The 21,940-nt window shown below is 63.5% G+C and carries 16 protein-coding genes and 1 pseudogene; 10 read left to right on the forward strand and 7 right to left on the reverse strand.

All coding sequences use genetic code 11. The features are described from left to right. The 3 genes and pseudogenes from DBR12_RS06660 to DBR12_RS06670 form a co-directional block, all read right to left on the reverse strand. On the reverse strand, window positions 1–916 hold a 916-nt coding region (locus DBR12_RS06660; RefSeq protein ID WP_108616542.1), incomplete at its 3' end, for a c-type cytochrome. 202 nt (window positions 917–1,118) lie between these two features. Then, window positions 1,119–1,286, reverse strand: a pseudogene (locus DBR12_RS06665) (ABC transporter substrate-binding protein); the annotation flags it as partial. Between the two features lie 259 nt (window positions 1,287–1,545). After that, window positions 1,546–2,241 (reverse strand): DUF4336 domain-containing protein, encoded by a 696-nt coding sequence (locus DBR12_RS06670; protein WP_108616543.1) that lies wholly within the window; start codon window positions 2,239–2,241, stop codon window positions 1,546–1,548. Window positions 2,242–3,353: 1,112 nt separating this feature from the next. Between DBR12_RS06670 and DBR12_RS06675 the strand changes: the two genes are divergently transcribed. Next, window positions 3,354–6,263, forward strand: a complete 2,910-nt coding sequence (locus DBR12_RS06675) for a fibronectin type III domain-containing protein (protein WP_199226650.1) — start codon at window positions 3,354–3,356, stop codon at window positions 6,261–6,263. A 429-nt stretch (window positions 6,264–6,692) separates the two neighbouring features. Here the strand turns inward: DBR12_RS06675 and DBR12_RS06680 are convergent, their stop codons facing one another. Continuing rightward, on the reverse strand, window positions 6,693–7,604 hold the full coding sequence (locus tag DBR12_RS06680) for a LysR family transcriptional regulator (protein ID WP_199226651.1): 912 nt from the start codon (window positions 7,602–7,604) through the stop codon (window positions 6,693–6,695). Window positions 7,605–7,848: 244 nt separating this feature from the next. On the opposite strand from DBR12_RS06680, the gene DBR12_RS06685 reads away from it, so the two are divergent. The 9 genes from DBR12_RS06685 (at window position 7,849) to DBR12_RS06725 (ending at window position 19,072) form a co-directional block, all read left to right on the forward strand. Further along, window positions 7,849–9,396 carry an aldehyde dehydrogenase family protein gene (locus DBR12_RS06685; RefSeq protein WP_108616545.1) on the forward strand — a complete coding sequence of 516 codons (1,548 nt, stop codon included), beginning with the start codon at window positions 7,849–7,851 and terminating at the stop codon, window positions 9,394–9,396. A gap of 20 nt (window positions 9,397–9,416) precedes the next feature. Next, window positions 9,417–10,610: an FAD-binding oxidoreductase gene (locus tag DBR12_RS06690; protein WP_108616546.1), complete on the forward strand. Its 1,194-nt coding sequence runs from the start codon at window positions 9,417–9,419 to the stop codon at window positions 10,608–10,610. 74 nt (window positions 10,611–10,684) lie between these two features. Beyond that, window positions 10,685–11,602, forward strand: a complete 918-nt coding sequence (locus DBR12_RS06695; protein ID WP_108616547.1) for an amino acid ABC transporter substrate-binding protein — start codon at window positions 10,685–10,687, stop codon at window positions 11,600–11,602. After that, window positions 11,599–12,825, forward strand: a complete 1,227-nt coding sequence (locus DBR12_RS06700) for a pyridoxal phosphate-dependent aminotransferase (RefSeq protein WP_108616548.1) — start codon at window positions 11,599–11,601, stop codon at window positions 12,823–12,825. Before DBR12_RS06695 ends, DBR12_RS06700 begins: the two co-directional genes overlap by 4 nt. Before the next feature lie 34 nt (window positions 12,826–12,859). Continuing rightward, a complete protein-coding gene (locus tag DBR12_RS06705; RefSeq protein WP_108616549.1) occupies window positions 12,860–14,545 on the forward strand; it encodes a thiamine pyrophosphate-binding protein in 1,686 nt (561 codons plus the stop codon). 171 nt (window positions 14,546–14,716) lie between these two features. Beyond that, entirely contained in the window at window positions 14,717–15,928 is a 1,212-nt protein-coding gene (locus DBR12_RS06710; protein WP_108616550.1) for a DNA polymerase IV, read from the forward strand. Window positions 15,929–16,431: 503 nt separating this feature from the next. Beyond that, window positions 16,432–16,920, forward strand: a complete 489-nt coding sequence (locus DBR12_RS06715) for a tetratricopeptide repeat protein (RefSeq protein WP_108616551.1) — start codon at window positions 16,432–16,434, stop codon at window positions 16,918–16,920. 128 nt (window positions 16,921–17,048) lie between these two features. Then, the gene (locus DBR12_RS06720; protein WP_108616552.1) at window positions 17,049–18,608 is read left to right on the forward strand and encodes a PAS domain-containing methyl-accepting chemotaxis protein; all 1,560 of its coding nucleotides are present in this window, start codon (window positions 17,049–17,051) and stop codon (window positions 18,606–18,608) included. 161 nt (window positions 18,609–18,769) lie between these two features. Beyond that, window positions 18,770–19,072 carry a hypothetical protein gene (locus DBR12_RS06725; RefSeq protein ID WP_233244331.1) on the forward strand — a complete coding sequence of 101 codons (303 nt, stop codon included), beginning with the start codon at window positions 18,770–18,772 and terminating at the stop codon, window positions 19,070–19,072. 187 nt (window positions 19,073–19,259) lie between these two features. Here DBR12_RS06725 and queF read toward each other — a convergent pair whose 3' ends face one another. The 3 genes from queF to yaaA form a co-directional block, all read right to left on the reverse strand. Next, window positions 19,260–20,105, reverse strand: coding sequence for an NADPH-dependent 7-cyano-7-deazaguanine reductase QueF (gene queF / locus DBR12_RS06735; protein ID WP_108616555.1), 846 nt, complete (start codon window positions 20,103–20,105; stop codon window positions 19,260–19,262). Between the two features lie 77 nt (window positions 20,106–20,182). Next, window positions 20,183–21,091, reverse strand: a complete 909-nt coding sequence (locus DBR12_RS06740) for a 2OG-Fe(II) oxygenase (protein WP_108616556.1) — start codon at window positions 21,089–21,091, stop codon at window positions 20,183–20,185. 33 nt (window positions 21,092–21,124) lie between these two features. Continuing rightward, complete coding sequence (gene yaaA, locus DBR12_RS06745; protein WP_108616557.1) at window positions 21,125–21,910, reverse strand: peroxide stress protein YaaA; 786 nt, start codon at window positions 21,908–21,910, stop codon at window positions 21,125–21,127. Window positions 21,911–21,940: the final 30 nt, after the last annotated feature.

The raw sequence follows: 21,940 nt of genomic DNA on the forward strand, positions 1-21,940 counted from the left end.
CCTCCGCACCAGCGTCCCCTGCCTTGGCAACGCCCCCCTGTGCAGTCAGAAACAGGTACAGCGCCTTCGCATCCACATCACTCAACTGCCCCAGAGATTCAAACGGCATCGCCTGGATCGGCGTGCCATCCGGCCGCTTGCCGGTGCGCAGCATTGCTACAAAGCTGGCGGCCTCAGGGTAGCGGGCCATGGTGCTGTCGGCGCTTTGGCTGCCAGGGCGGATGTCGGCCGCGTCGGGCCAGTCGGGCGGGCCGCCAGGGATCTTGCCGCCCGCCAGGTTGGCGCCATGGCAGCCGATGCACATGTTGGCCACGTACTGCCCGTTGGCCACCGTGACCCCCGCAGGCACGGGGCGCGAAGGTGCCAGCTGGTGGTCGATGCGTGCGGCGGCGTCGAGGATGGCGCCCAGGCCGTACAGCACCCAGGCGGGGCGGGGCAGTTCCACCACGGCCTGTGCGCCCTCTTGGGGCTTGAACTGGCGTACGTACGACACCAGTGCATTCAGGTCATCGTTGGTCCAGCGGTTGTAGTCTTCGCTGGGCATGACCAGCAGTGGGCGGCCGTTGGGCTTGACGCCGTGGCGGATCACGCTGTTCCAGTCTTCGGGCTGGTAGCGCGCCACCACGCCAGCGGGCGTGATGTTGGGGCCCACGATGCGCGTGCCCTTGCCGTCGTTGACAAACTCGCGGCCCGTGCCTTGCGCGCCATGGCAGTCGGTGCAGCCGCGCGATGCATACAGATACCGCCCACGCTCTATGGTCTGCGCATCGGTGGTGTAGGCGACGGGGCGGGGCTTGATGTCGATGTAGCGGGTGCGTTTTTGTTCGGCCAGATACAGGCCGCTGGCGGCGGTGGCCACAACGACCACTCCCAGCAGCAGCGTGCCGCCTGCGGTCCATTTGATCCAGCGTTTCATGGTGGTATCCCTCTCTTTTGAATGAATGGCGACTGAACGCCAGCGCAGCGCATCTGCGCGTTCAGGCGCCGGATTCTGGATTCGAAGAAGCGGTTTGTGACGCCCTCCCGCTGCAGGGGGTGGAACAGCCGGTGACATTTGTCACACACTGCCCGGCAGTGTGCGGGCTGTGCGCCAACGCCCGGGTGCTTTGAACAGGGTCTTAGCGCTCGATGGTCTTGTTCCAGCGTGTGTTCCAGGCCGGGCGGTTGGCGTTGACGCTGTCCCAATCCCGCATCACCGCGTTTTTCATCCACTGCGTGATCTGCGCAACCTGGGCCGCACCTTCATCCACGGCCGGTGCCTTGGGGTTGGTGGGGATCACCTTGCCGACAGAGGTCGTTTACGAACTGTTCATAGTGCCCGCTGTCCGCAAAAGCGGCAGCTGCCAGGCGACTACCGCCGTCGGGCTGGTGGCCCGGCGAAGATGAGCAAAGCCGTGGATAGCGCTTTTGCGGGCGACCCTGTGGGCAAGGCTGCACGAGGCCGCACTCTGCATTGCGCACCTTGTCCAGGTCCACAGCATGGGTGGCGGTGCACGCGTTGACTGGGCCCTTGTGCTGCTTTGCGGTCGCCAAAAAAGATCGCAGTCAGGCTCCCAGAAATACCGACAGAGCTTGTGCCACCTGCGCGCGTGCATCGCTGTCAACCACTTGGTTGTGGGCCATCACCACCCGTGAAAACGGCCAGCGCAGCACACGCTCTGCACTGCGGGCCGCCGCAGTCCGGTCACGCACCAGCGCTCGCACCGTGAGCGGCACGGCCAGCTGGCTGCGCACCCCCGTCAGCGTGGCATAGGCCCGCGTGGGCCAGGGCAGATCGCCAGCCATCCACTGCAGCAGGTCCGTCACGATCAACGTGGCCGTCGGCCGGTGAAACCACACTGACTCATTGCCCGCCGGAATACCCTCGAAGGCAAAGTGCTCCAGGTCCGGCAGCCACTCCGGCAGGTCGCCCGCAGGCAGCACGCGCAGCCTTGCGGCAAGGTCTGGCCGCTTTTGCGCAAGCCCTTGCGGGCCGTAGACCACTGCGCCCGGAAAGGCCTGTGCACAGGGCGCCAGAAACAGGTGGTGCATCTTGTTCGGCGCCACGATAAAGGCCACGCTGCCGAGGTCTTGCACCTGGCGCAACAACGCGCTGCCGGGCGGCATCGGAGTGGGTGAGTGGATCAAAAGCTTGCGCCCTGGCAGCCGCACCACTGTCATGCGCGTGGTGATGGGAAGGCCGTTGGCCTTGAAAGCGTGGGTGGCGTGCCAGAGGTGGGTGTCGAGGGGTTCAAGTTGCATGGCGCGGGATGGTGCCCGTGCGTTGGGGTGGGGTCTTGAACGAAGGCGACAATGATCGGGATTCTGCTTTTGTTTAGGGTTGTGGTAAGCCTGCCCCGATCCGCCGTGAGGGTCGATTCGTCCCCGACATGAGGGGCGGCGTCGCACAAATAAGCCTTTGAGGAGGAAACCGCGAAGAACGCCAATGCTTGTGTTCAGGGCGCAAACGCGATGGGGACTCTGGCAGGGGTCTCACGACCAAAGCTCACAAGCAGCGCCAGTGTGCCATCGTGTACGGATGGGGCTTCACGCAACTGCGAGTGCGCACTGTTCGCCGGGCGCCGCATGCGTTTTGGGCAGCTGCTCGCAACACCGGGCGCCGCCCCGACTCCGCCGACGCTCCCAAGCTGATCGGCAACCAACCAAGTAGTGACTCAGGGCGGGGGGGGCTGTTCCTGATGGAGGCGGTGCCCGAATGGCTTGCTCGCGCATCCAACTGTGCAAGGTGACCATCGCGTGGTCGAAATTTCTGTAGACAAAAGTTGGTGGCGCAGTGCTGGGCGGCCCCTCGGCTTGCCCGTCGCTCCCCGGTGGGGCGACCATTACCAACCATGCCGTAGTAGCCAGCCCCGGCGGTGCAACTGCAATAGCAGGTGGCTGAAATACTGCCGGAGGACGCAAATAATGAAGAATTTTGGGGTGCCTCACCCCTTGTCGGGCCTGAAAAATCGTTTGGAGCCCATTTTGGGCGGTCGGTGTTTTCCGCAGGCGATAGGAGTACCAGTATTTCAGTAGGCTGCAAAAGGCAATAAAACGCTTGACTTCGTGAATCCCTGTAACTAGTACTTTGGCGGTACATCGACGCTGAGTGGCGCGGCCAGCTCAGAATTGACAGTCGCCTTCACCAGCGTCGCTGCCGGTGTGTGTGCCGTCAGTGGCACAACACTGACCCTGGTCACGCCTGACACCTGTATCATTTCTTGAATCAGTCAAAAACAGGCAGTTACAATGCTTTTGCGCAGGGCATAGCCAACTCTTGCGTTTTTTGCCGTAGTGCCCGGTGCGCAGTTTGGCGCAACTGAAACCATGGTTAATGCGCGGTGTTTTGCCGCCCAATTCTCTGGAGCATGTAATTGCAAGCATTCGCTTTATCTTCAAAATTCTTTGTTTTATTTATGCATATTTTATTGCATTTCTTTTCCAGATATTCGGGGCGGAGGTTTTTGGCGGATGCAAGGATGGGCGTGAAAACTGCTTGGCTCACATTGTTTATGCTATTTGGTATGGCTGGTACAAGCTTGGCTGATACTGCTCCATCAACTTCTTGCACCATTAACATCACCAATACCGGTGCCGCCAGTTATACATACATTTATACGTTGCAAAATTTGAACCAGTGCGATCCGGGTGTGCACGGAATGGGATCGGGCGGGGGCGTATTCACCGATACAAACGGAAATACCGGTGGAGTTCCTACGAGTGCTGGAGGCAACCTGCTTCCGAATAGTCAGCCTGGCTATCAATATTTTAACGGTTTTATCTATACCCCTCCAAGCATCGGGTATACCGGTAACGATACAGTGGTGATTTACTATCAGGATCAACTTTCAGCACTGTTTGGTATAGTTAATTTAACACTGAATGTAACTGGCGGTGCCACAGCGCCAGGCGCACCAACCGGTGTGAGTGCAATCCCGGGTAATGCATTGGCCTCAGTCAGCTTCACGGCGCCAAGCTCGAACGGCGGTGCGGCCATTATTGGCTATACCGTGACAGCCACCCCGGACGGTAACACAGCATCAGGGGCATCCAGTCCGATCAATGTAACGGGTCTGACCAACGGTACTACATATACATTTACCGTTAAGGCGATCAATTCGGCTGGAACGGGCATTGCGTCTGTTTCTTCCTCACCGGTGACACCAAGAACGGTACCTGGTACGCCAGCTGCACCAACCGCGATCGCGGGGGATGGTACTGCCAGTGTGAGCTTCAGTGCACCTGCTTCGAATGGCGGTGCAACGATCACCAGTTATACCGTGACCGTGTTTGAGACTGGTGCGACCTTTACTGGTGCCAGCAGTCCTATCACTGTGACGGGACTGACTAACGGTACTGACTATACGTTTACGGTGAGGGCAAGCAATATCGCGGGTACCGGTCCGGCGTCTCTCAGATCAACGGCGGTCATACCGAAGGCAGCACAGACCATTACCTTCAATAATCCAGGTACCTTGAACTTTGGCACGACACCAACACTGAGCGCCTCAGCCAGCTCGTTTTATCCGGTTAATTTCAGCAGCGCCACCACTAGCGTGTGTACTGTCAGCGGCAGCACATTGTTTTTCGTGACAGCAGGTACCTGTACTATCAATGCGAATCAGGCAGGTAATAGCGTCTTCGCAGCCGCGCCTCAGGTACAGCAAACCTTTGCTGTCAGCGCCATCGTACCGGGTGCACCGGCTGCACCAACGGCAACCGCAGGTAATACTACGGCCAGCGTGAGCTTCAGTGCACCTACTTCGAATGGTGGTGCGGCGATCACCAGCTACACAGTGACGGTGGTTGAAACTGGAGCGACCTTCAGCAGTGCGGCAAGTCCAATCAGCGTCACTGGTCTGACTAACGGTACGGCGTATACCTTTACCGTCAAAGCGACTAACAGCGCAGGTACAGGTCCGGCATCGGGCGCTTCGACAGCGGTGACCCCGAAAGCGACACAGAGCATTACCTTCAATAATCCAGGCAGCCAGAATTTTGGTACCACGCCGACGTTGACTGCGACCGCCAGCTCGACTTTAGCTGTTGCGTTCAGTAGCGCCACCACTGGCGTATGTACTGTCAGCGGCGGCACATTGACTTTCGTGACAGCAGGTAACTGTACTATCAACGCCAATCAGGCAGGTGATGCCAGCTTCGGTGCTGCGCCCCAGGTACAGCAAACCTTTGCAGTCAACGCCATCGTACCGGGTGCACCGGCTGCGCCAACGGCAACCGCAGGTAATACCACAGCCAGCGTGAGCTATACCCCACCGGCATCGAATGGTGGTGCGGCGATCACCGGCTATACCGTGACCGTGAGTCCGGGCGGCGCGACCTTCAGTGGTGTGGCAAGTCCGATCAGCGTGACCGGTCTGACCAATGGTACGGCGTATACCTTTACTGTCAAAGCGACCAATAGCGCAGGTACAGGTGCGGCATCGACCGCTTCGACCGCGGTCACACCAAGCACCGTACCGGGTGCACCGACCGGTGTTGTGGGCACAGCCGGAAACGGACAAGTGTCTGTCGCTTTTACCGCACCGGCATCTGATGGTGGTGGCGCGATCACAGGCTACACGGTCACTGCGAGCCCTGGTGGGGCGACTGTCAGCGGTGCGGCCAGCCCACTGGTTGTCACTGGCCTGACGAATGGCACGGCATACACGTTCACAGTCACTGCGACCAATCAGGCAGGCGCCAGCGCGGCATCCACGGCATCTGCCGCTGTAACGCCACGTCTGCTCACTGTGTCGAACACCGTGCCCGGCATGGCAGGTACGGCCACAGCCACCCTTTCGGGGGGCGGCTCTTCCTGTACGCTGAAGCCAACCAGCGGATTTGGCTCTGTGAGCAACCCTGCAAGCGCAGACAAGCCCATGCCCTATGGGGAATACGCTTTCGAGTCCACAAGCTGCACAGGGACTGTGACAATGGCGATTACCTATCCACAAGCCCTGCCGGCCGGGGTGCAGTTCTGGAAGTTCGGTCCTGCTACAGCCGCAGTGGGTAATGTGGTGGCTGCGTCCACATGGTTTCAGCTCAGCGGTGTGAGCATCAGCGGTGACCGCAAGACGGTGACGTACAGCATTGCGGATAACGGCGCGGGTGACTCCGACGGAACTGTCGGCAGCATCCGTGATCCATTCGCACCAGTGGTGCTTGCCGCCGCGAGTGATCCCGCCGCCATCCCGGTAGATGCCCCATGGGCCCTTGTATCTTTGTCGGCCATGCTTGGGTTGCTGGCAGTGCGTTGGCAACGACGCCAAGCACGACGGGGATAAGTGCATAGCGCCGATGGATCGATCTCCAGAGTCTGTTGGCGCGTGTGCTGGGTTGATCAGATCCGTCCCAATGTGCCGATTGGGGCGTGACCACCAAATGACGGCTTAGAACGCTCTCCAGCACACCTTTGGGACAAGCTGCCAATGGTCAATGCTGGATCGGCGTTCTTGTCGGTTTGACGTTGGCGCCCACACTGAGCGTCAGGGCCTTCGCGGAGCGCTACCGCGCGAGCGGTTTAGTCCAATGGCCGATAGCTGCCGCGCAAGGTCCCGATACGGGCATGAAGTGTTAGTTACTTAGTTAGGTTTTTTGCGTCAGTTTTGATAGCTATAGCTGCTTCGAAATATGGCGCAAGAGGTCATTCTGATTGCCGTCTCATTCGCTTGGTGATGTGCAGCAGTCGACCGACCGTTGCGAGCGCTCGGCTCTCAACCTTGCTGCTGTCCCCCGCACTCCCCCACGACCCAATCCCTGAACGCCTTCACCAGTGGCGTCTGCGCTCGCGCTTCCGGGTACACCAGGTAGTACGCATCGGTGCTCGTCAGCACCTGGTCTGACAGCTCCACCAAACTCCCCGTCGCCAGCTCCTGCTCAATCAAAAAGCGTGGCAGCAGCGCCGCCCCCAGGTGCGAGACCGCAGCCTGCGCAATCATGGCGAAGTGCTCGGACTGCGGGCCGCGCAGGGCCAGGGCGGTGGGGGCGCCCACCAACTCGAACCACTCGGCCCATTGCGTGGGGCGGGTGCTTTGCTGCAGCAGCACCACGCGCGTCAGGTCGTGCGGGGTGTGGATGCCGTGGCGGTCGCGGTAGGTGGGGCTGCACACGGGCACGGTTTCTTCGTGCATCAGGTATTCGCACACGGCGCCCGCCCAGTGGGGCGTGCCGAAGTGGATGGCGGCGTCAAACGGCGTGCCCGCAAAGTCAAACGGCTCGGTGCGGGCCGAGAAGTTGACCATGGCCTCGGGGTGCAGCGCCATGAAGCCGCCCAGTCGCGGGATGAGCCAGCGCGTGCCCAGCGTGGGCAGCACGGCCAGGTTGAGCAGGCCGTCGGTGCTGGAAAACGCCATGGCTTTTTGTGTGCTGGCCGACAGTTGCTGCAGTACGTTTTGCACGTCTGCGGCATAGACGCGGCCCGCGTCGGTCAGCACCACACGCTGGCGCACGCGGTGGAAAAGGGCGGTGCCAATCTGATCTTCCAGCTGCCGGATCTGGCGCGACACGGCGCTTTGCGTGAGGTGCAATTCTTCCGCCGCGCGCGACACGCTTTGGTGGCGGGCGGCTGCCTCAAAGGCCAGCAGGTCGGCGGTGGAGGGGAGGAAGGCGCGGCGCAGCAGGGTCATACCGGGTTATGCACTGTGGGAATGATGAATGGTGCCAAAAATTAAGCCTTTTGAGCCTCTTCCGCGCTATGGATATAGGGTGGCGGTCCTGATTTTTTCAGGCACTTCATTCTGATTTGTGATCAAGTAGTTCCATTTTTTCGCTATCCAGCGCGACGCGATTGGCGGATATTGGCGCATTCATTGCGTGTTTTCTCCCACGCTGTTTGCTTCTCTCTGCTTTCACCCATCCTCGCGAGTCGCCATGTCTGCCACCCTTGCCGCCACCCCTGTTGCCACTCCCCTTGTGTCTGAAGTCGATCAATTGCTGCAACGCCTGGGTGTGCCCCGCGAGGCGTACACCGGCGGCACGCTGGCAGCGCGCTCGCCCATCACGGGCGAGATGCTGGCCCAGGTGCCGCAGCAAAGCGCGTTTGATGCCACCGCCGCCATTGGCCGCGCGCATGCCGCCTTTTTGGCGTGGCGCAATGTGCCCGCACCGCGCCGGGGCGAGTTGGTGCGCCTGCTGGGCGAAGAGCTGCGCGCCGCCAAGGCCGACCTGGGCCTGCTGGTGACCATCGAGGCGGGCAAGATCCCGTCCGAAGGCCTGGGCGAGGTGCAGGAGATGATCGACATCTGCGACTTTGCCGTGGGCCTGTCGCGCCAGCTGTACGGCCTGACGATTGCCACCGAGCGAGTCGGCCACCGCATGATGGAAACCTGGCACCCGCTGGGCGTGTGCGGCGTGATCTCGGCCTTCAACTTCCCGGTGGCGGTGTGGTCTTGGAACGCGGCGCTGGCGCTGGTGTGTGGCGATTCGGTGGTGTGGAAGCCGTCGGAGAAAACGCCGCTCACGGCCCTGGCCACGCACGCGATTGCGCAGCGCGCCATCGCACGCTTTGGGGCCGATGCACCCGAAGGCCTGCTGGAGCTGATCGTGGGCCAGCGCGACATTGGCGAGGTGCTGGTGGATGACGCCCGCGTGCCCGTACTGTCGGCCACCGGCTCCACCGCCATGGGCCGCGCCGTGGGCCCGCGCCTGGCAGCGCGTTTTGCGCGCGGCATTCTGGAGCTGGGTGGCAACAACGCGGCCATCGTGGCGCCCACGGCCGACTTGAACCTGGCCCTGCGCGGCATTGCCTTTGCCGCCATGGGCACCGCAGGCCAGCGCTGTACCACGCTGCGCCGCCTGTTTGTGCACGAGAGCATTTACGACCAGCTCGTGCCCCAGCTGGCCAAGGTGTACGCCAACGTGCAGGTGGGCGACCCGCGCACCGCTGGCACGCTGGTGGGCCCGCTGATCGACCGCATGGCCTTTGACGGCATGCAAAAGGCGCTGGAGCAAAGCCGTGCGCTGGGTGCCACGGTGCACGGCGGTGGCCGTGTGGAAGGCCTGGGCGGTGCCGATGCGTACTACGTGCGCCCCGCTCTGGTGGAGTTGAAAGCCCATGAAGGCCCCGCGCTGCACGAAACCTTTGCGCCCATCCTGTATGTGGTGCGCTACAGCACGCTGGATGAAGCCATCGCCATGAACAACGCCGTGGGCGCGGGCCTGTCGTCGTCCATCTTCACGCTCAATGTGCGCGAGGCCGAACAATTCATGTCGGCAGCGGGTTCGGACTGCGGTATTGCCAACGTGAATATTGGGCCGAGCGGTGCCGAGATTGGCGGCGCGTTTGGTGGAGAGAAGGAAACGGGAGGCGGCCGTGAGGCGGGGTCGGACAGCTGGAAGGCCTATATGCGCCGGGCGACGAACACCATCAACTATTCGACCGCATTGCCGCTGGCGCAAGGCGTGACGTTCGACGTGTAACCCACGCTGGTTGCCCGTTCATGTCTATCGCTAAGGAATCACACCCCATCGTCATCATCGGCGGTGGCGTCATTGGCAGTGCCATTGCCTACTTTCTCACCCTGCAGCAGCCGGGCTGCGATGTCGTGGTCGTCGAGCGTGACCCGACCTACGCGCGCGCCTCGTCTGCGCTATCGGCCAGTTCCATCCGCCAGCAGTTTTCTACCGACATCAATATCCAGATATCGGCCTACGGCATTGGCTTTTTGCGCAACGTGGGCACGCTGGCGTGCCATGGCGACGTGCCCGACATCGGCCTGCATGAAGGCGGCTACCTGTACCTGGCCACCCAGGCGGGCGAGGCCACGCTGCGCGAGAACCATGCACTGCAAAAGCAGCACGGTGCCGATGTGGCGCTGCTGAGCCCGCAGCAACTGGCAGAGCGCTTTCCGTGGCTGGCGCTGCAGGACGTGGCGCTGGGCTCGCTGGGCCTGTCGGGTGAAGGCTGGTTTGATGGCTACCTGCTGCTGACGGCGCTGCGCAAAAAGGCACAGAGCCAGGGCGTGCGCTACGTGGCCGATGAGGCTGTGGGGCTGGACGCGGTGAGCAGCGATGGCGTGCTGCACGTGAACGCGGTGCGCCTGCAAAGCGGCAACGTGCTGCCTTGCCGCCATGCCGTGAACGCGGGTGGCCCCTGGGCGGCGGCCATTGCGGGCTGGGCGGGCGTTGATCTGCCCGTGGTGGGCAAGCGCCGCACGGTGTTCAACCTGGCCAGCCCTGCGGCGCTGCCGGGTTGCCCTCTGCTCATCGACACCAGCGGCATCTGGCTGCGGCCTGAGGGCCAAGGCTTTATTTGCGGCTTTGCGCCCGACGCCGACAACGACGCCGACTTTGCGCCGCTGGATCCCGAGTACGCCGCGTTTGAGGACCACATCTGGCCCATGTTGGCCGAGCGCATCCACAGCTTTGAGGCACTGCGCATGCAGGGCGCCTGGGCGGGCTACTACGAGATGAACACCTTCGACCACAACGCCATCGTGGGCCTGCACCCGGCGTGCGACAACCTGGTGTTTGCCAACGGCTTTTCGGGCCATGGCCTGCAGCAGTGCCCGGCCGTGGGCCGGGGCGTGGCCGAACTGTTGCTCACGGGCGGCTACCAAAGCCTGGACCTGTCGCCGCTGTCCATCGAACGCATCGCGCGCAATGCGCCTCTGCTCGAAAAGAACGTGATCTGAGCACCATCGGTACCGCCAGTTTCCCCTCACCCTTTTCTCAACCTGCCAACCACAAAACATACGGAGACAACGACATGGCAATTTCCCGCAAGACCTTCACTGCGATCGCTGCAGGCTTGGCCCTGGCCTGCATGGCCACCGCCCCCGCGCAGGCGCAGACGGTCACCCAGCCCACGCTGGAGAAGATCAAGGCCAGCGGCAAGGTGGTGCTGGGCGTGCGCGAGACTTCGCCACCCATGGCCTACGCGCTGGGCGCGAATGAAAAATACGTGGGTTACCACGTCGAGCTGTGCGAGCGCGTGCTGAAGGAAATCGCGCCCGACGCCAGGCTCGAATACATGGCCGTGACGGCGCAGAACACGCTGCCCCTGGTGCAGAACGGCACGCTGGACATCGGCTGCGGCCCCACCACCAACAACACCGCGCGCCAGCAGCAAGTGGCCTTTGCGGTGACCACCTATGTGAGTGAAGTGCGCATGGCGGTGCGCAAGGATTCGGACCTGAAGTCCGTCAGCCAGCTCGCAGGCCGCACCATTGCCGCATCCACCGGCACCACCGCTGTGCAACTGCTGCGCAAGCAAGAGCGCGCGCTGGGCGGCGTACCCATCAAGACCGTGCTGGGCAAGGACCACCATGAGAGCTTTCTGCTGCTCGAAACCGGCCGTGCCGACGCGTTTGTGCTCGATGACAACCTGCTGGCCGGGATGATCGCCAACTCCAAAGACCCCTCGGCCTACCGCATCGTGGGCGAGCCGCTGGGTGCTGAGCCGATTGCACTGCTGTTCCGCAAGGACGACCCTGCCTTCAAGGCGGCGGTGGATGGTGTGCTGACCCGTCTCATGCAGAGCGGCGAGATGGAAAAGATCTACACCAAGTGGTTTGTGAACCCCATTCCACCCAAGAACATGAGCCTGAACCTGCCGCTGGGCACCACGCTGCGCCAGCTGTTTGCCACCCCCAACGACAAGCCCCTGGAGACCTACCAGCAATGAACGCTCCCATCCCCGCCACGGCCTTTCGCGCGGCCGACCGCCTGGGCGCCATCGGCGTCTCCGAAATCGTGCGCCTGACGCAAGAGGCCCACCAGCTCAAGCGCCAGGGCCAGCCCGTCATCGTGCTGGGCCTGGGCGAGCCCGACTTCGACACGCCTACGCACATCCTGGAAGCCGCCCAGCAGGCCATGGCGCGGGGGGATACCCACTACACGGTGCTGGATGGCACGGCCGAACTCAAGGCCGCCATCCAGCACAAGTTCAAGCACGACAACGGGCTGGACTTTGCGCTCAACGAAATCACTGCTGGCGCGGGCGCCAAGCAGATTCTCTACAACGCGCTGATGGCCTCGGTGAACACTGGCGACGAGGTGATCCTGCCCGCGCCGTACTGGACGTCATACGCCGACATGGTGCTGATTGCCGGTGGCGTGCCGGTGGTGGTGCCCTGCACCGAGGCCAACGGCTTTCGCATCACGCCCGAGCAGTTGGAGGCCGCCATCACGCCGCGCACGCGCTGGGTGTTCATCAACTCGCCCTCCAACCCCAGTGGCGCGGCCTACAGCGCCGAGCAATTGCGCCCCGTGTTGGAGGTGGTGGAGCGCCACCCGCAGGTGTGGCTGCTGGCGGATGACATTTACGAACACATCCTGTACGACGGCCGCGCCTTTGCCACGCCCGCTGCCGTGTTGCCCTCGCTGAGCGAGCGCACGCTCACGGTGAACGGCGTCTCCAAGTCGTATGCCATGACGGGTTGGCGCCTGGGCTACGGCGCAGGCCCTAAGGCGTTGATTGCGGCCATGGCCGTGGTGCAGAGCCAAGCCACGTCGTGCCCATCGTCCATCAGCCAGGCGGCGGCGGTGGCTGCGCTCACGGGGGCGCAGGACGTTGTGCGCGAGCGTTGCCAAGCGTTCCAGGACCGGCGCGATCTCGTCGTGGCCGCACTCAATGCCTCACCCGGCCTGCGTTGCCGTGTGCCCGAGGGCGCGTTCTACACCTTTGCCAGTTGCGAAGGTGTGCTGGGCCGCACCACGCCGGGCGGCGTGCTGCTGCGCACCGATGCGGACTTTTGCGCCTACCTGCTGCGCGAGCACCATGTCGCTGTGGTGCCCGGTGGGGTGCTGGGGCTGGCGCCGTACTTTCGAATCTCTTACGCTGCGTCCACGGCCGACCTGCAAGAAGCCTGCGCACGCATCCAGCGCGCCTGCCAGGCCCTGTTCTGAATTCCTGACCCGATACCGCTGAGACACCGTTGATATGACCACGACCTCCCTCACCCCCCGCACCGGCGGCCAGATCCTGGTGCAGCAGCTCATCACCCATGGTGTGAAGCAGCTCTTTTGTGTGCCCGGCGAAAGCTACCTGGCTGTGCTCGATGCGCTGCATGACGCTGACATCGGCGTGACCGTGTGCCGCCAGGAGGGCGGCGCGGCCATGATGGCCGAGGCGCAGGGCAAGCTCACGGGCCAGCCCGGCATTTGTTTTGTGACGCGCGGGCCGGGTGCCACCAATGCCTCGGCCGGTGTGCACATTGCGCACCAAGACTCCACGCCCATGATCCTCTTCGTGGGCCAAGTGGCCCGCGGCGCCATGGGGCGCGAGGCGTTTCAGGAGCTGGACTACAGCGCGGTGTTCGGCACCATGGCCAAGTGGGTGGTGCAGATTGACGACCCCGCCCGTGTGCCGGAGCTGATCTCGCGTGCCTTCCACGTAGCCACCTCGGGCCGCCCCGGCCCCGTGGTGGTGGCGCTGCCCGAAGACATGCTGACCGAAGCCGCCGCCGTGGCCGATGCGCTGCCCTACCAGGTGACGGAAACGCACCCCGGTGCCGCGCAGATGGCCGAGCTGGCCCAGCGCCTGAAAGCCGCGCACCAGCCCGTGGCCATCCTGGGTGGCAGCCGCTGGTCCGAGCAGGCGGTGCGCGAGTTTGTGGCGTTTGCGCAGGCGTGGTCGCTGCCGGTGTACTGCTCGTTCCGGCGGCAAATGCTTTTCCCGGCCAACCACGCCTGCTATGGCGGCGACCTGGGCCTGGGCGTGAACCCGCGCCTGTTGGCGCGTATCCGCGAATCCGATCTGGTGCTGGTGGTGGGCGGGCGGCTGTCAGAGATCCCGTCGCAGGGCTACGAGCTGTTTGCCATCCCCAACCCAGACCAGCCACTGGTGCATGTGCATGCCGATGCGGATGAACTGGGCAAGCTGTACCGGCCTGCGCAGGCCATTCACGCCACGCCGCAAGCTTTCACGGCGGCGCTGGCCAGCGTGCGCCCTGCAGCGCCGGTGGCTTGGCTGGCCCATGCGGAGATGGCGCGGTCTGAGTACATCCTCTGGAGCGACACCAACCCTATCCAGATCCCCGGCAATCTGCAGATGGGCCGGGTCATGCAGCACCTCAAATCCACGCTGCCGGCCAATACCATCTTCTGCAATGGCGCCGGCAACTTCGCCACCTGGGTGCACCGCTTCTGGCCCTTCACCACCTACGCCAGCCAACTGGCACCTACCAGCGGCTCCATGGGCTACGGCCTGCCTGCGGGTGTGGGCGCCAAGCGCCTGTGGCCAGAGCGCGAGGTGGTGGTGTTCGCGGGCGATGGCGACTTCCTGATGCACGGCCAGGAGTTTGCGACCGCTGTGCAGTACGGCCTGCCCATCATCGTGGTGCTGCTGGACAACGCCATGTACGGCACCATCCGCATGCACCAGGAGCGCGAGTACCCCGGCCGCGTCAGCGCCACGCAGCTCAAGAACCCCGACTTCAAGGCCTATGCCCAGGCCTTTGGCGGCCACGGTGAGCGCGTGGAGCGCACCGAAGACTTCGCCCCCGCACTGGCCCGCGCCCGCGCCAGCGGCCTGCCCAGCGTGCTGCACTGCCTGATCGACCCCGAGGCGATCACGCCCACTGGCACGCTGCAGGGCATTCGCAGCGCGGCCATGGCCAAGCGATAGCACGGGCAAGCCCTGTGGCCTGTGTGTGGCCTGTGGCAGCAGCCTGTCACGCTGCCGCGCACAATAGTGGGCGTGACTGTCTCAGCGCCCGATTCTTCCCACAATGAGCCTATAACTTGCGCCTCGCCAGAGCGCGGCGGGCAGCGGCTGCGCCGCATTGCCCACCTCGATATGGACGCCTTTTTCGCGTCGGTCGAGCTGCTGCGCTACCCGCAGCTCAAGGGCCTGCCGGTGGTGATTGGAGGTGGGCGGCGCAAGGTGGATGAACTGCTGTTGCAAGGCCCGGATGGCACGGGCTTACGGGAGCGGCATTTCATACCGGTGGAAGACTTTCCCCGGCTCAAGGACTATGTGGGCCGGGGCGTGATCACCACGGCCACCTACGCCGCGCGGCAGTTTGGCGTGGGGTCGGCCATGGGCATGATGAAGGCGGCCAAGCTGTGCCCCCAGGCCATCGTGTTGCCGGTGGATTTTGATGAAGTGCGGCGGTTTTCGCGCTTGTTCAAAAGCACCATTGTGGAGATCGCGCCGGTGATGCAGGACCGGGGCGTGGACGAGGTGTACATCGACTTCACCGATGTGCCCGGCGGCCAGCGCGAAGGGGGCAGGGTGCTGGCGCGGCTCATCCAGAAGAGCATCTTTGACGTGACCGGGCTGACCTGCTCCATCGGCGTGGCGCCCAACCGCCTGCTGGCCAAGATGGCGAGCGAGTTCAATAAGCCCAATGGCATCTCCATCGTCTACGAGGAAGACCTGCAGACGAAGATATGGCCGCTCAACGTGCGCAAGATCAACGGCATCGGCCCCAAGGCGGGCGAAAAGCTGGCCCGGCTGGGTATCGAGACCATCGGGCAGCTCGCCGCGCAGGATGCGCAGTGGCTCATCGGCCACTTTGGCAAGTCCACCGGTGCCTGGATGCACCGCGTGGCCTGGGGCCAGGACGACAGCCCGGTGGTGACGGAGAGCGAGCCCGTGAGCATGAGCCGCGAGACCACCTTCGATCGTGATCTGCACGCTGTGCGCGACAAGGCAGAGTTGGGCGCGATCTTCACCGACCTGTGTTTGCGCCTGGCCGAAGACCTGCAGCGCAAGGGCTATGTGGCGCGCACCATCGGCATCAAGCTGCGCTACGACGACTTCAAGATCGCCACGCGAGACCACACGGCTGGCATCTACACCGCCGACGGTGCCACCATCCGCCAGCTGGCCGGGCAGTGTCTCAAGCGCGTGCCGCTGGACAAGCGTTTGCGCTTGCTGGGCGTGCGGGCGAGTTCGCTGGCGCGCCAGGGCGAAGAGCCAGTGCTGGAACCACGGGCCGCTGCCCTGGTGGATGCGCGCCGGCGCAAGCCAGACCGAACAGAGGGCACGGCGCAACTTTTCTAGGGATGTCCTGCATAACCCTCGCGAGTCGGTGGTAGTGCGGATCGGGACAGGCCGCAAGGCGTCTTTTGGCAGCCAATAGCCCGGCTATTGGCAAGAAAAGCAACGCAGCGGACTGCCCGAGGCCGCGTTATCACAGACCGCAGGGAGTTATGCAGGACATCCCTAGAGCGCCGGGGGGCGCAGCGTTTGCGTTGGCAGCATTTGCCACGCCGCCCGCGCCTGGCAATGCCGTAGCGCAGTAACGCAGTGACGCAGCGGCACAGTGCTTTTCACCGGCAACTGTGCCAAGCTATGGCGCGCAGGTGATAGTTTGCGCACAACGGGGTTCAGGCAAGTGCCTCACCCCAGGCGCAGTAGCCGCCTGGAGCATCGGGAAAAATTTGCCAGGCCTGCATCCGTTTGCTGGTTTGTGGCGTTTGTGAGGAACGCCGTTGCCTGGCATGGGGTCCGTGTGCCCCCCAATTGTTGTTTCTTGTCTGCGTTCTCTTTTCAGGAGTTTTTACATGCCTTCCTTGTCCATTCGCCGTTGGATGTCTGCACCTGCGCTGAGCCTGGCTCTGGCGGTCGTGCCCGTGTGGGTGCTGCCCGCAGCGCAGGCCGCTGACACGCCCACCACGCCTGTCCAGAATGCCCGCATTGACGACTTTGCCGTGGGCAAGAAAGCCATCGAGGCAAAGAACTGGGCACTGGCCGCCAGCAGCTTCAGCAAAGTGGTCGCGCAGAACCCGCAGAACGCCGACGCCTACAACCTGTTGGGCTATTCCAACCGCTGGCTGGGCAAATACGACGAGGCCTTTGCGGCCTACGACAAGGCCCTGGCGCTGGACCCACGCCACAAGGGAGCCCTTGAATACTCAGGCATGGGCTACCTCAAGGTCGGCAAGAAGGCGCAGGCCGAAGCCCAGCTCGCCAAGCTGCAAGCCATCTGCGCGCAGTGCGAAGAAACCACCGATCTGGCCAAAGCCATTGCGGCGTACAAGCCGGTGCAGTAAACCACCCCAGGCTCCTGGTTGTGTGGGTGTGCAGGGCCCCGACCGCCCGGTTTGACTTGACTGGCATCAATGGGTAACAATTTTCGAGCCGGACAGCCTGCCCATGCTGCGGCCTACCAGGAGTCCCCATGCGCATCAACCTGCCGGTGACCCAGCAGAATTACGACTACTCCGGCGATGAGCTGCTGGTGTCCTGTACCAACACCAAAGGCGAGATCACCCATTGCAACCCGGCGTTTGTGCGTGTGAGCGGCTACAGCTATGACGAACTCATCAGCCAGCCGCACAACATCATCCGCCATCCCGACATGCCTGCAGAGGCCTACAAGGACATGTGGCGCACCATCGGTCGGGGGGAGCCCTGGACGGGTCTGGTCAAGAACCGCCGCAAGAACGGCGACCACTACTGGGTGCGTGCCAATGTCACCCCCATCATGGAGGGCGGCAAGCCACGCGCCTATATGTCGGTGCGCACCAAGCCCCTTGCGGCCGAAACGGCTGCCGCCGAAGCCTTGTACGCCCAGATGCGCAGCGAGGCGGCTTCGGGCGCGAGCAGTTTTTACCTGGACTCGGGCAATGTTCGCTACCGCGGCATGCGTGGCTGGCAGCAGCGCCTTGCGCAGATGGCGTTGCTGCCCCGCATGGCGCTGCTGCTCTTGGTGACCGTGCTGCTGGCCCTGCTGCCTGACCTGCTGGGGTTGCAAGGCACCACTGCCTGGGTGGCGCGCATGGTGCTGCTGTTGCTGGGGGCGGGGTGGACGCTGTGGCGCTTTCAGGCCACCGTGTTGCAGGGCGTTCATGACGCCACCCGTTTCGCGTCCGACATCTCGGCCTGCAACCTGGCCACGTCGGTGGGCACCAACTATCCCCAGCCCCTGGGCGCGCTGATGCAGCGCTTGCAGCAGACCCAGGTCAACCTGCGTGCGGTGGTGGGCGATGTGCGCACCGAGGTGCGCCATTTCATCGAATCGGCCGACGAAATCTCGCGCGGCGGCCTGGACCTGTCGGCCCGCACCGAATCGCAGGCCAGCAGCCTGGAGGAGACCGCTGCGGCCATGGAGCAACTGGCCGGCACGGTGCAGCAGACGGCTGAAACGGCAGCCAAGGTGTCGCACGAGAGCGCCCAGAGCAGCGACATTGCCACGCGCGGCGGCCAGGCGGTGCAGGAGGTGGGCGCAGCCATGCAGCAGATGAAGCAGTCGTCCACCAAGATCAGCGAGATCGTGGGGGTGATCGAAGGCATTGCCTTTCAGACCAATCTGCTGGCCCTGAACGCGGCCGTCGAGGCGGCCCGCGCGGGCGAGCAGGGGCGGGGCTTTGCCGTGGTGGCGAGCGAGGTGCGGGCGCTGGCCCAGCGCAGTGCCAGCTCGGCCAAGCAGATCAGCGGGCTGATTGGCGTGACGGTGAACCAGATCGCCAGCGGAGCCCAGCAGATGGACCATGCCGGCTCCACCATCCATGGCGTGGTCGATGCGGTGGGGCGCGTGAGCACGCTGGTGCAGCAGATCAGCAGCGCGACCAAAGAGCAGTCGCAAGGCATCGCCCAGGTCAATGCGGCTGTGGCGCAACTGGACACCGTGACGCAGCAGAACGCCGCGCTGGTGGAGGAGTCTGCGGCGGCGGCGCAGGGCCTCCGGGAAAGCGCCGTGTCGCTGGCTCGCTCGGTGGATGTGTTCCGCCTTGGCTGAGACGGGGCAAAGTGCCCCATATGCTCTCTCATCCCGCCTGTCCCACTTGTCATTGGCAGCGCAGAGCAGGGCCATGTCATGGGCGCTGGCACGCAGGGACTGATGCACAACACCCGCGTTGAGGATCGCGCTTCTTGACGTATTCTTACTGGTAACTTACATTGAAATCACCCGCTTTCCGGGAGATTCAGATGTCGCTGAACGAGCTGCAACGCATCAAGCAATGGCATGTTGCGCACAAGGTTGACCACCCGCTGGAATACCACCTGTGGGACCTGGTTCTGACGCTGTGGGTACTGGGCTGGGTGGGCTGGATTCCCTTCTTCGCCTTTGGCGAGCCCCTGACCGCACTGGTGTGCCTGATCGGCATTTTTGTACCCAGCCTGTATGTGGCTTGGCGTACACGCGCGCACATCCGCCACACCCTGCGGTGTGACTGGATCAATCTGGATGGGCGTGGTTGAGAACCTGTTCAAAGTCTTTTCGGGGATCGCATTGGAGTGCCATCGTGATGAAGTGAACGCTTCGGATGCGCAGCATGGGCTTATGTCCATGCAAGCAACCGGGGCGGCCTGCTCGCCCGATTTCACTCCAACCCGTCGGGCTAGGGACTTGTGCGACCCCAAAAAGATCTTGAACAGGTTCTAAGGCTTACTGCCGCGCCGTGCGGACGTTGCGCGGCAGGCCCTGCGGGTGGCTGGTGCGCAAGGGGTTGATGTCCAGGCCGCCCCGGCGCGTGTAGCGTGCATACACCGTGAGCTTGATGGGTTTGCAGCGGGTCCACACATCCATGAAGATGCGCTCCACGCACTGCTCGTGGAATTCGTTGTGGTTGCGAAAGCTCACTAGGTACTGCAGCAGCCCCTCCTGGTTGATCTGCGGGCCGCTGTAGCTGATCTGCACGCTGCCCCAGTCGGGCTGGCCCGTCACCAGGCAGTTGCTTTTGAGCAGGTTGCTGGTCAGGGTTTCGGTCACGGGGGCTTCGTTGAATTCTGCCGTCAGCAGGTCGGGCGCGGGCTGGTAGCGGGTGCATTCCACATCCAGGCGGTCCAGGCTCAGTCCGTCCAGTTCGTGCACGGGCTCCTGGTCAAACAGCTCGGGTGCAATGAGCTTCACGCCCACGGTGGCCGGGTGGTCGGCGCCCCGCCACACGGCCTCGCTGATGTCGTTGCGGATGCGGGCCTGTACCTCGGCCATGTCGGCAAAACGGGTGTTGTTGAAGCTGTTCAGGTAGAGCTTGAACGACTTGCTCTCGACGATGTTGGGGGTTTCGCAGGGCACAGTGATGTGCGCCAGCGCCACCTGCGGCTTGCCGCGCGCATTTAGCCATGACAGCTCGAACGCCGTCCACAGGTCGGCGCCGAAGAAGGGCGCAGCGCCCGTGATGCCGATCTCGGCCCGTTTGCCCGCGCGGGGGATGGGGAACAGCAGCGCGGCGTCGTACTGGTCTACATAGGCGGATGTCTTGCCAAGCTGGGATTGTTCGGGCGTGTTCATGCGGTTGTGGTGGTGAAGATGTTTGCTATATATTTAATAGCAAGAAAGGTAATGTGGACGCGCGGAGAGGCCTGTTTTTACTTGAATTCTCGTTCGCGCAACCACTTGGTGGCGATCCATTTCTCACCCGCGATCACGGGCGCGCCGCCGTGCAGGGTGCGGGTGGAGGTATGGGGTCGCTCGTAGCTGAAGAACACCGCGTTCCCGCGCTGCGGGCCCACCTCAAGATGCACGTCGGGGAAGGTGGTGCCGCCGCCTTTTTCGGGCGTGTTGAGGTACATCACCAGCGTGCCCACGCGCTGCCCGCCGCGCTTGACGATGCTTGCCGTGCCGGGCTCGGCGGGGTCGAAGTAGTCGTAGTGCGGCTTGTACTCGGCGCCGGGGCGGTAGTGCAGCACCTGAAGGCCTTCGCCGTTTTCGATGGGCCAGTTCAAAAGGCGCGCGATACGCGCCTCGATGCGCTGGATCAGCGGGGTTTCGCCACGCTGGAAAAACATGCCATCGCTGGTGCGGTCGGCGTTGATCTCTTCGCCCCCCGTCTTGGTGGCCACGGTGAGCGAGCGCGCCAGGCGGGGCTCGGCGTCGGCCATCAGGGCATCACATTCTTCGGGCGAGAGCAGGTTGCCAAACACCACGATGCGCGGCTGGGCCATGGCCAGCAGCACGTTGACCATACGGTCGCCGCAGTCCACCTGCGAGGGCGATGTGTCGAGCTGTGGCTCGGGCACGGGCACGGCAGGCGGCAGGCCCTGCTGCACGGCCAGCTCGTTCAGGTGGTCCTGCAGCGTGATCTCCAGCGCATCGGCCGCCACGTCCTCGTCCCAGCCTGCGTCGCGCATGGACTGCAGCACCACTGGCGCGGGGTGGCCGGCCTGGGCCTGCTCGATGATCCAGCGGCGCAGCTCGGGCGTGATGGCCTGCCGCGCCGTTTGGGTGCGCTGGGCCGTGGTGGTGCTGTCGGAATGCGTGTCAGAGCTTGATGCCATGGCGGTCCTTCAACGGGGTGGGGGCAGAACAATTTATGCGGTAGGTGCCGCCTTGCGCCGGAACACCAGGCGCTCCGGTTCGGATGATGCCGGGGCAAAGGCATAGCCGTCCAGATCAAAGCCTTCCAGCTGGTGCGGCGTGGCAATGCGGTGGGTGATGGCATAGCGCGCCATGAGGCCCCGTGCACGTTTGGCAAAGAAGCTGATGATCTTGTAGTTGCCGCCTTTCCAGTCCTCGAACACACATTCGATGACCCGCGCCTTGAGCGCCTTGCGGTCCACGGCCTTGAAGTATTCCTGCGATGCCAGGTTGACCACCACGGGTGTGTTGTCGGCCCGCAGCCGGGTGTTGAGATGTTCGGCGATCTGGCTGCCCCAGAACTGGTAGAGGTTGCTGCCCGCGCCAGTGGCCAGGCGTGTGCCCATCTCCAGGCGGTAGGGCTGCATGCGGTCCAGCGGCCTGAGCACGCCGTACAGGCCGCTCAGGATGGCTACATGGCTCTGCGCCCAACCCAGGTCTTCAGTGCCCAGGCTGCGGGCTTGCAGTCCTTCGTATACGTCGCCGTTGAAGGCCAGCACTGCCTGGCGCGAGTTGGTGGCCGTGAACCGGGGTCGCCAGGCTTGGTAGCGCGCTACGTTCAGCGCCGCCAGGGTATCGCTCAGCTCCATGAGCGAGGCGATCTGCTGCGGTGACTGCGCGCGAAGCACCTCGATGAGGGCTGTGGATTGCGCCACGAACTGAGGCGTGGTGTGCGGCAGGCCTTCGGGCAGGGGCGTGTCGTAGTCGAGCGATTTGGCGGGGGACAGCAGGAACAGCATGGGGACGGAAAGTTCTCGGGGGCTCTCAGG

The sequence above is a fragment of the Acidovorax sp. HMWF029 genome (assembly GCF_003060895.1).
Taxonomy (GTDB): domain Bacteria; phylum Pseudomonadota; class Gammaproteobacteria; order Burkholderiales; family Burkholderiaceae_C; genus Acidovorax.

Coding starts and splice junctions, on each gene's coding strand:
- DBR12_RS06705 (WP_108616549.1), top strand. CDS start 12,860: ATGACCACGACCTCCCTCACCCCCCGCACCGGCGGCCAGATCCTGGTG.
- DBR12_RS06740 (WP_108616556.1), bottom strand. CDS start 21,091: ATGGCATCAAGCTCTGACACGCATTCCGACAGCACCACCACGGCCCAG.
- DBR12_RS06670 (WP_108616543.1), bottom strand. CDS start 2,241: ATGCAACTTGAACCCCTCGACACCCACCTCTGGCACGCCACCCACGCT.
- DBR12_RS06690 (WP_108616546.1), top strand. CDS start 9,417: ATGTCTATCGCTAAGGAATCACACCCCATCGTCATCATCGGCGGTGGC.
- queF (WP_108616555.1), bottom strand. CDS start 20,105: ATGAACACGCCCGAACAATCCCAGCTTGGCAAGACATCCGCCTATGTA.
- DBR12_RS06715 (WP_108616551.1), top strand. CDS start 16,432: ATGCCTTCCTTGTCCATTCGCCGTTGGATGTCTGCACCTGCGCTGAGC.
- DBR12_RS06720 (WP_108616552.1), top strand. CDS start 17,049: ATGCGCATCAACCTGCCGGTGACCCAGCAGAATTACGACTACTCCGGC.
- DBR12_RS06680 (WP_199226651.1), bottom strand. CDS start 7,604: ATGACCCTGCTGCGCCGCGCCTTCCTCCCCTCCACCGCCGACCTGCTG.
- DBR12_RS06685 (WP_108616545.1), top strand. CDS start 7,849: ATGTCTGCCACCCTTGCCGCCACCCCTGTTGCCACTCCCCTTGTGTCT.
- DBR12_RS06700 (WP_108616548.1), top strand. CDS start 11,599: ATGAACGCTCCCATCCCCGCCACGGCCTTTCGCGCGGCCGACCGCCTG.
- yaaA (WP_108616557.1), bottom strand. CDS start 21,910: ATGCTGTTCCTGCTGTCCCCCGCCAAATCGCTCGACTACGACACGCCC.
- DBR12_RS06710 (WP_108616550.1), top strand. CDS start 14,717: ATGGACGCCTTTTTCGCGTCGGTCGAGCTGCTGCGCTACCCGCAGCTC.
- DBR12_RS06695 (WP_108616547.1), top strand. CDS start 10,685: ATGGCAATTTCCCGCAAGACCTTCACTGCGATCGCTGCAGGCTTGGCC.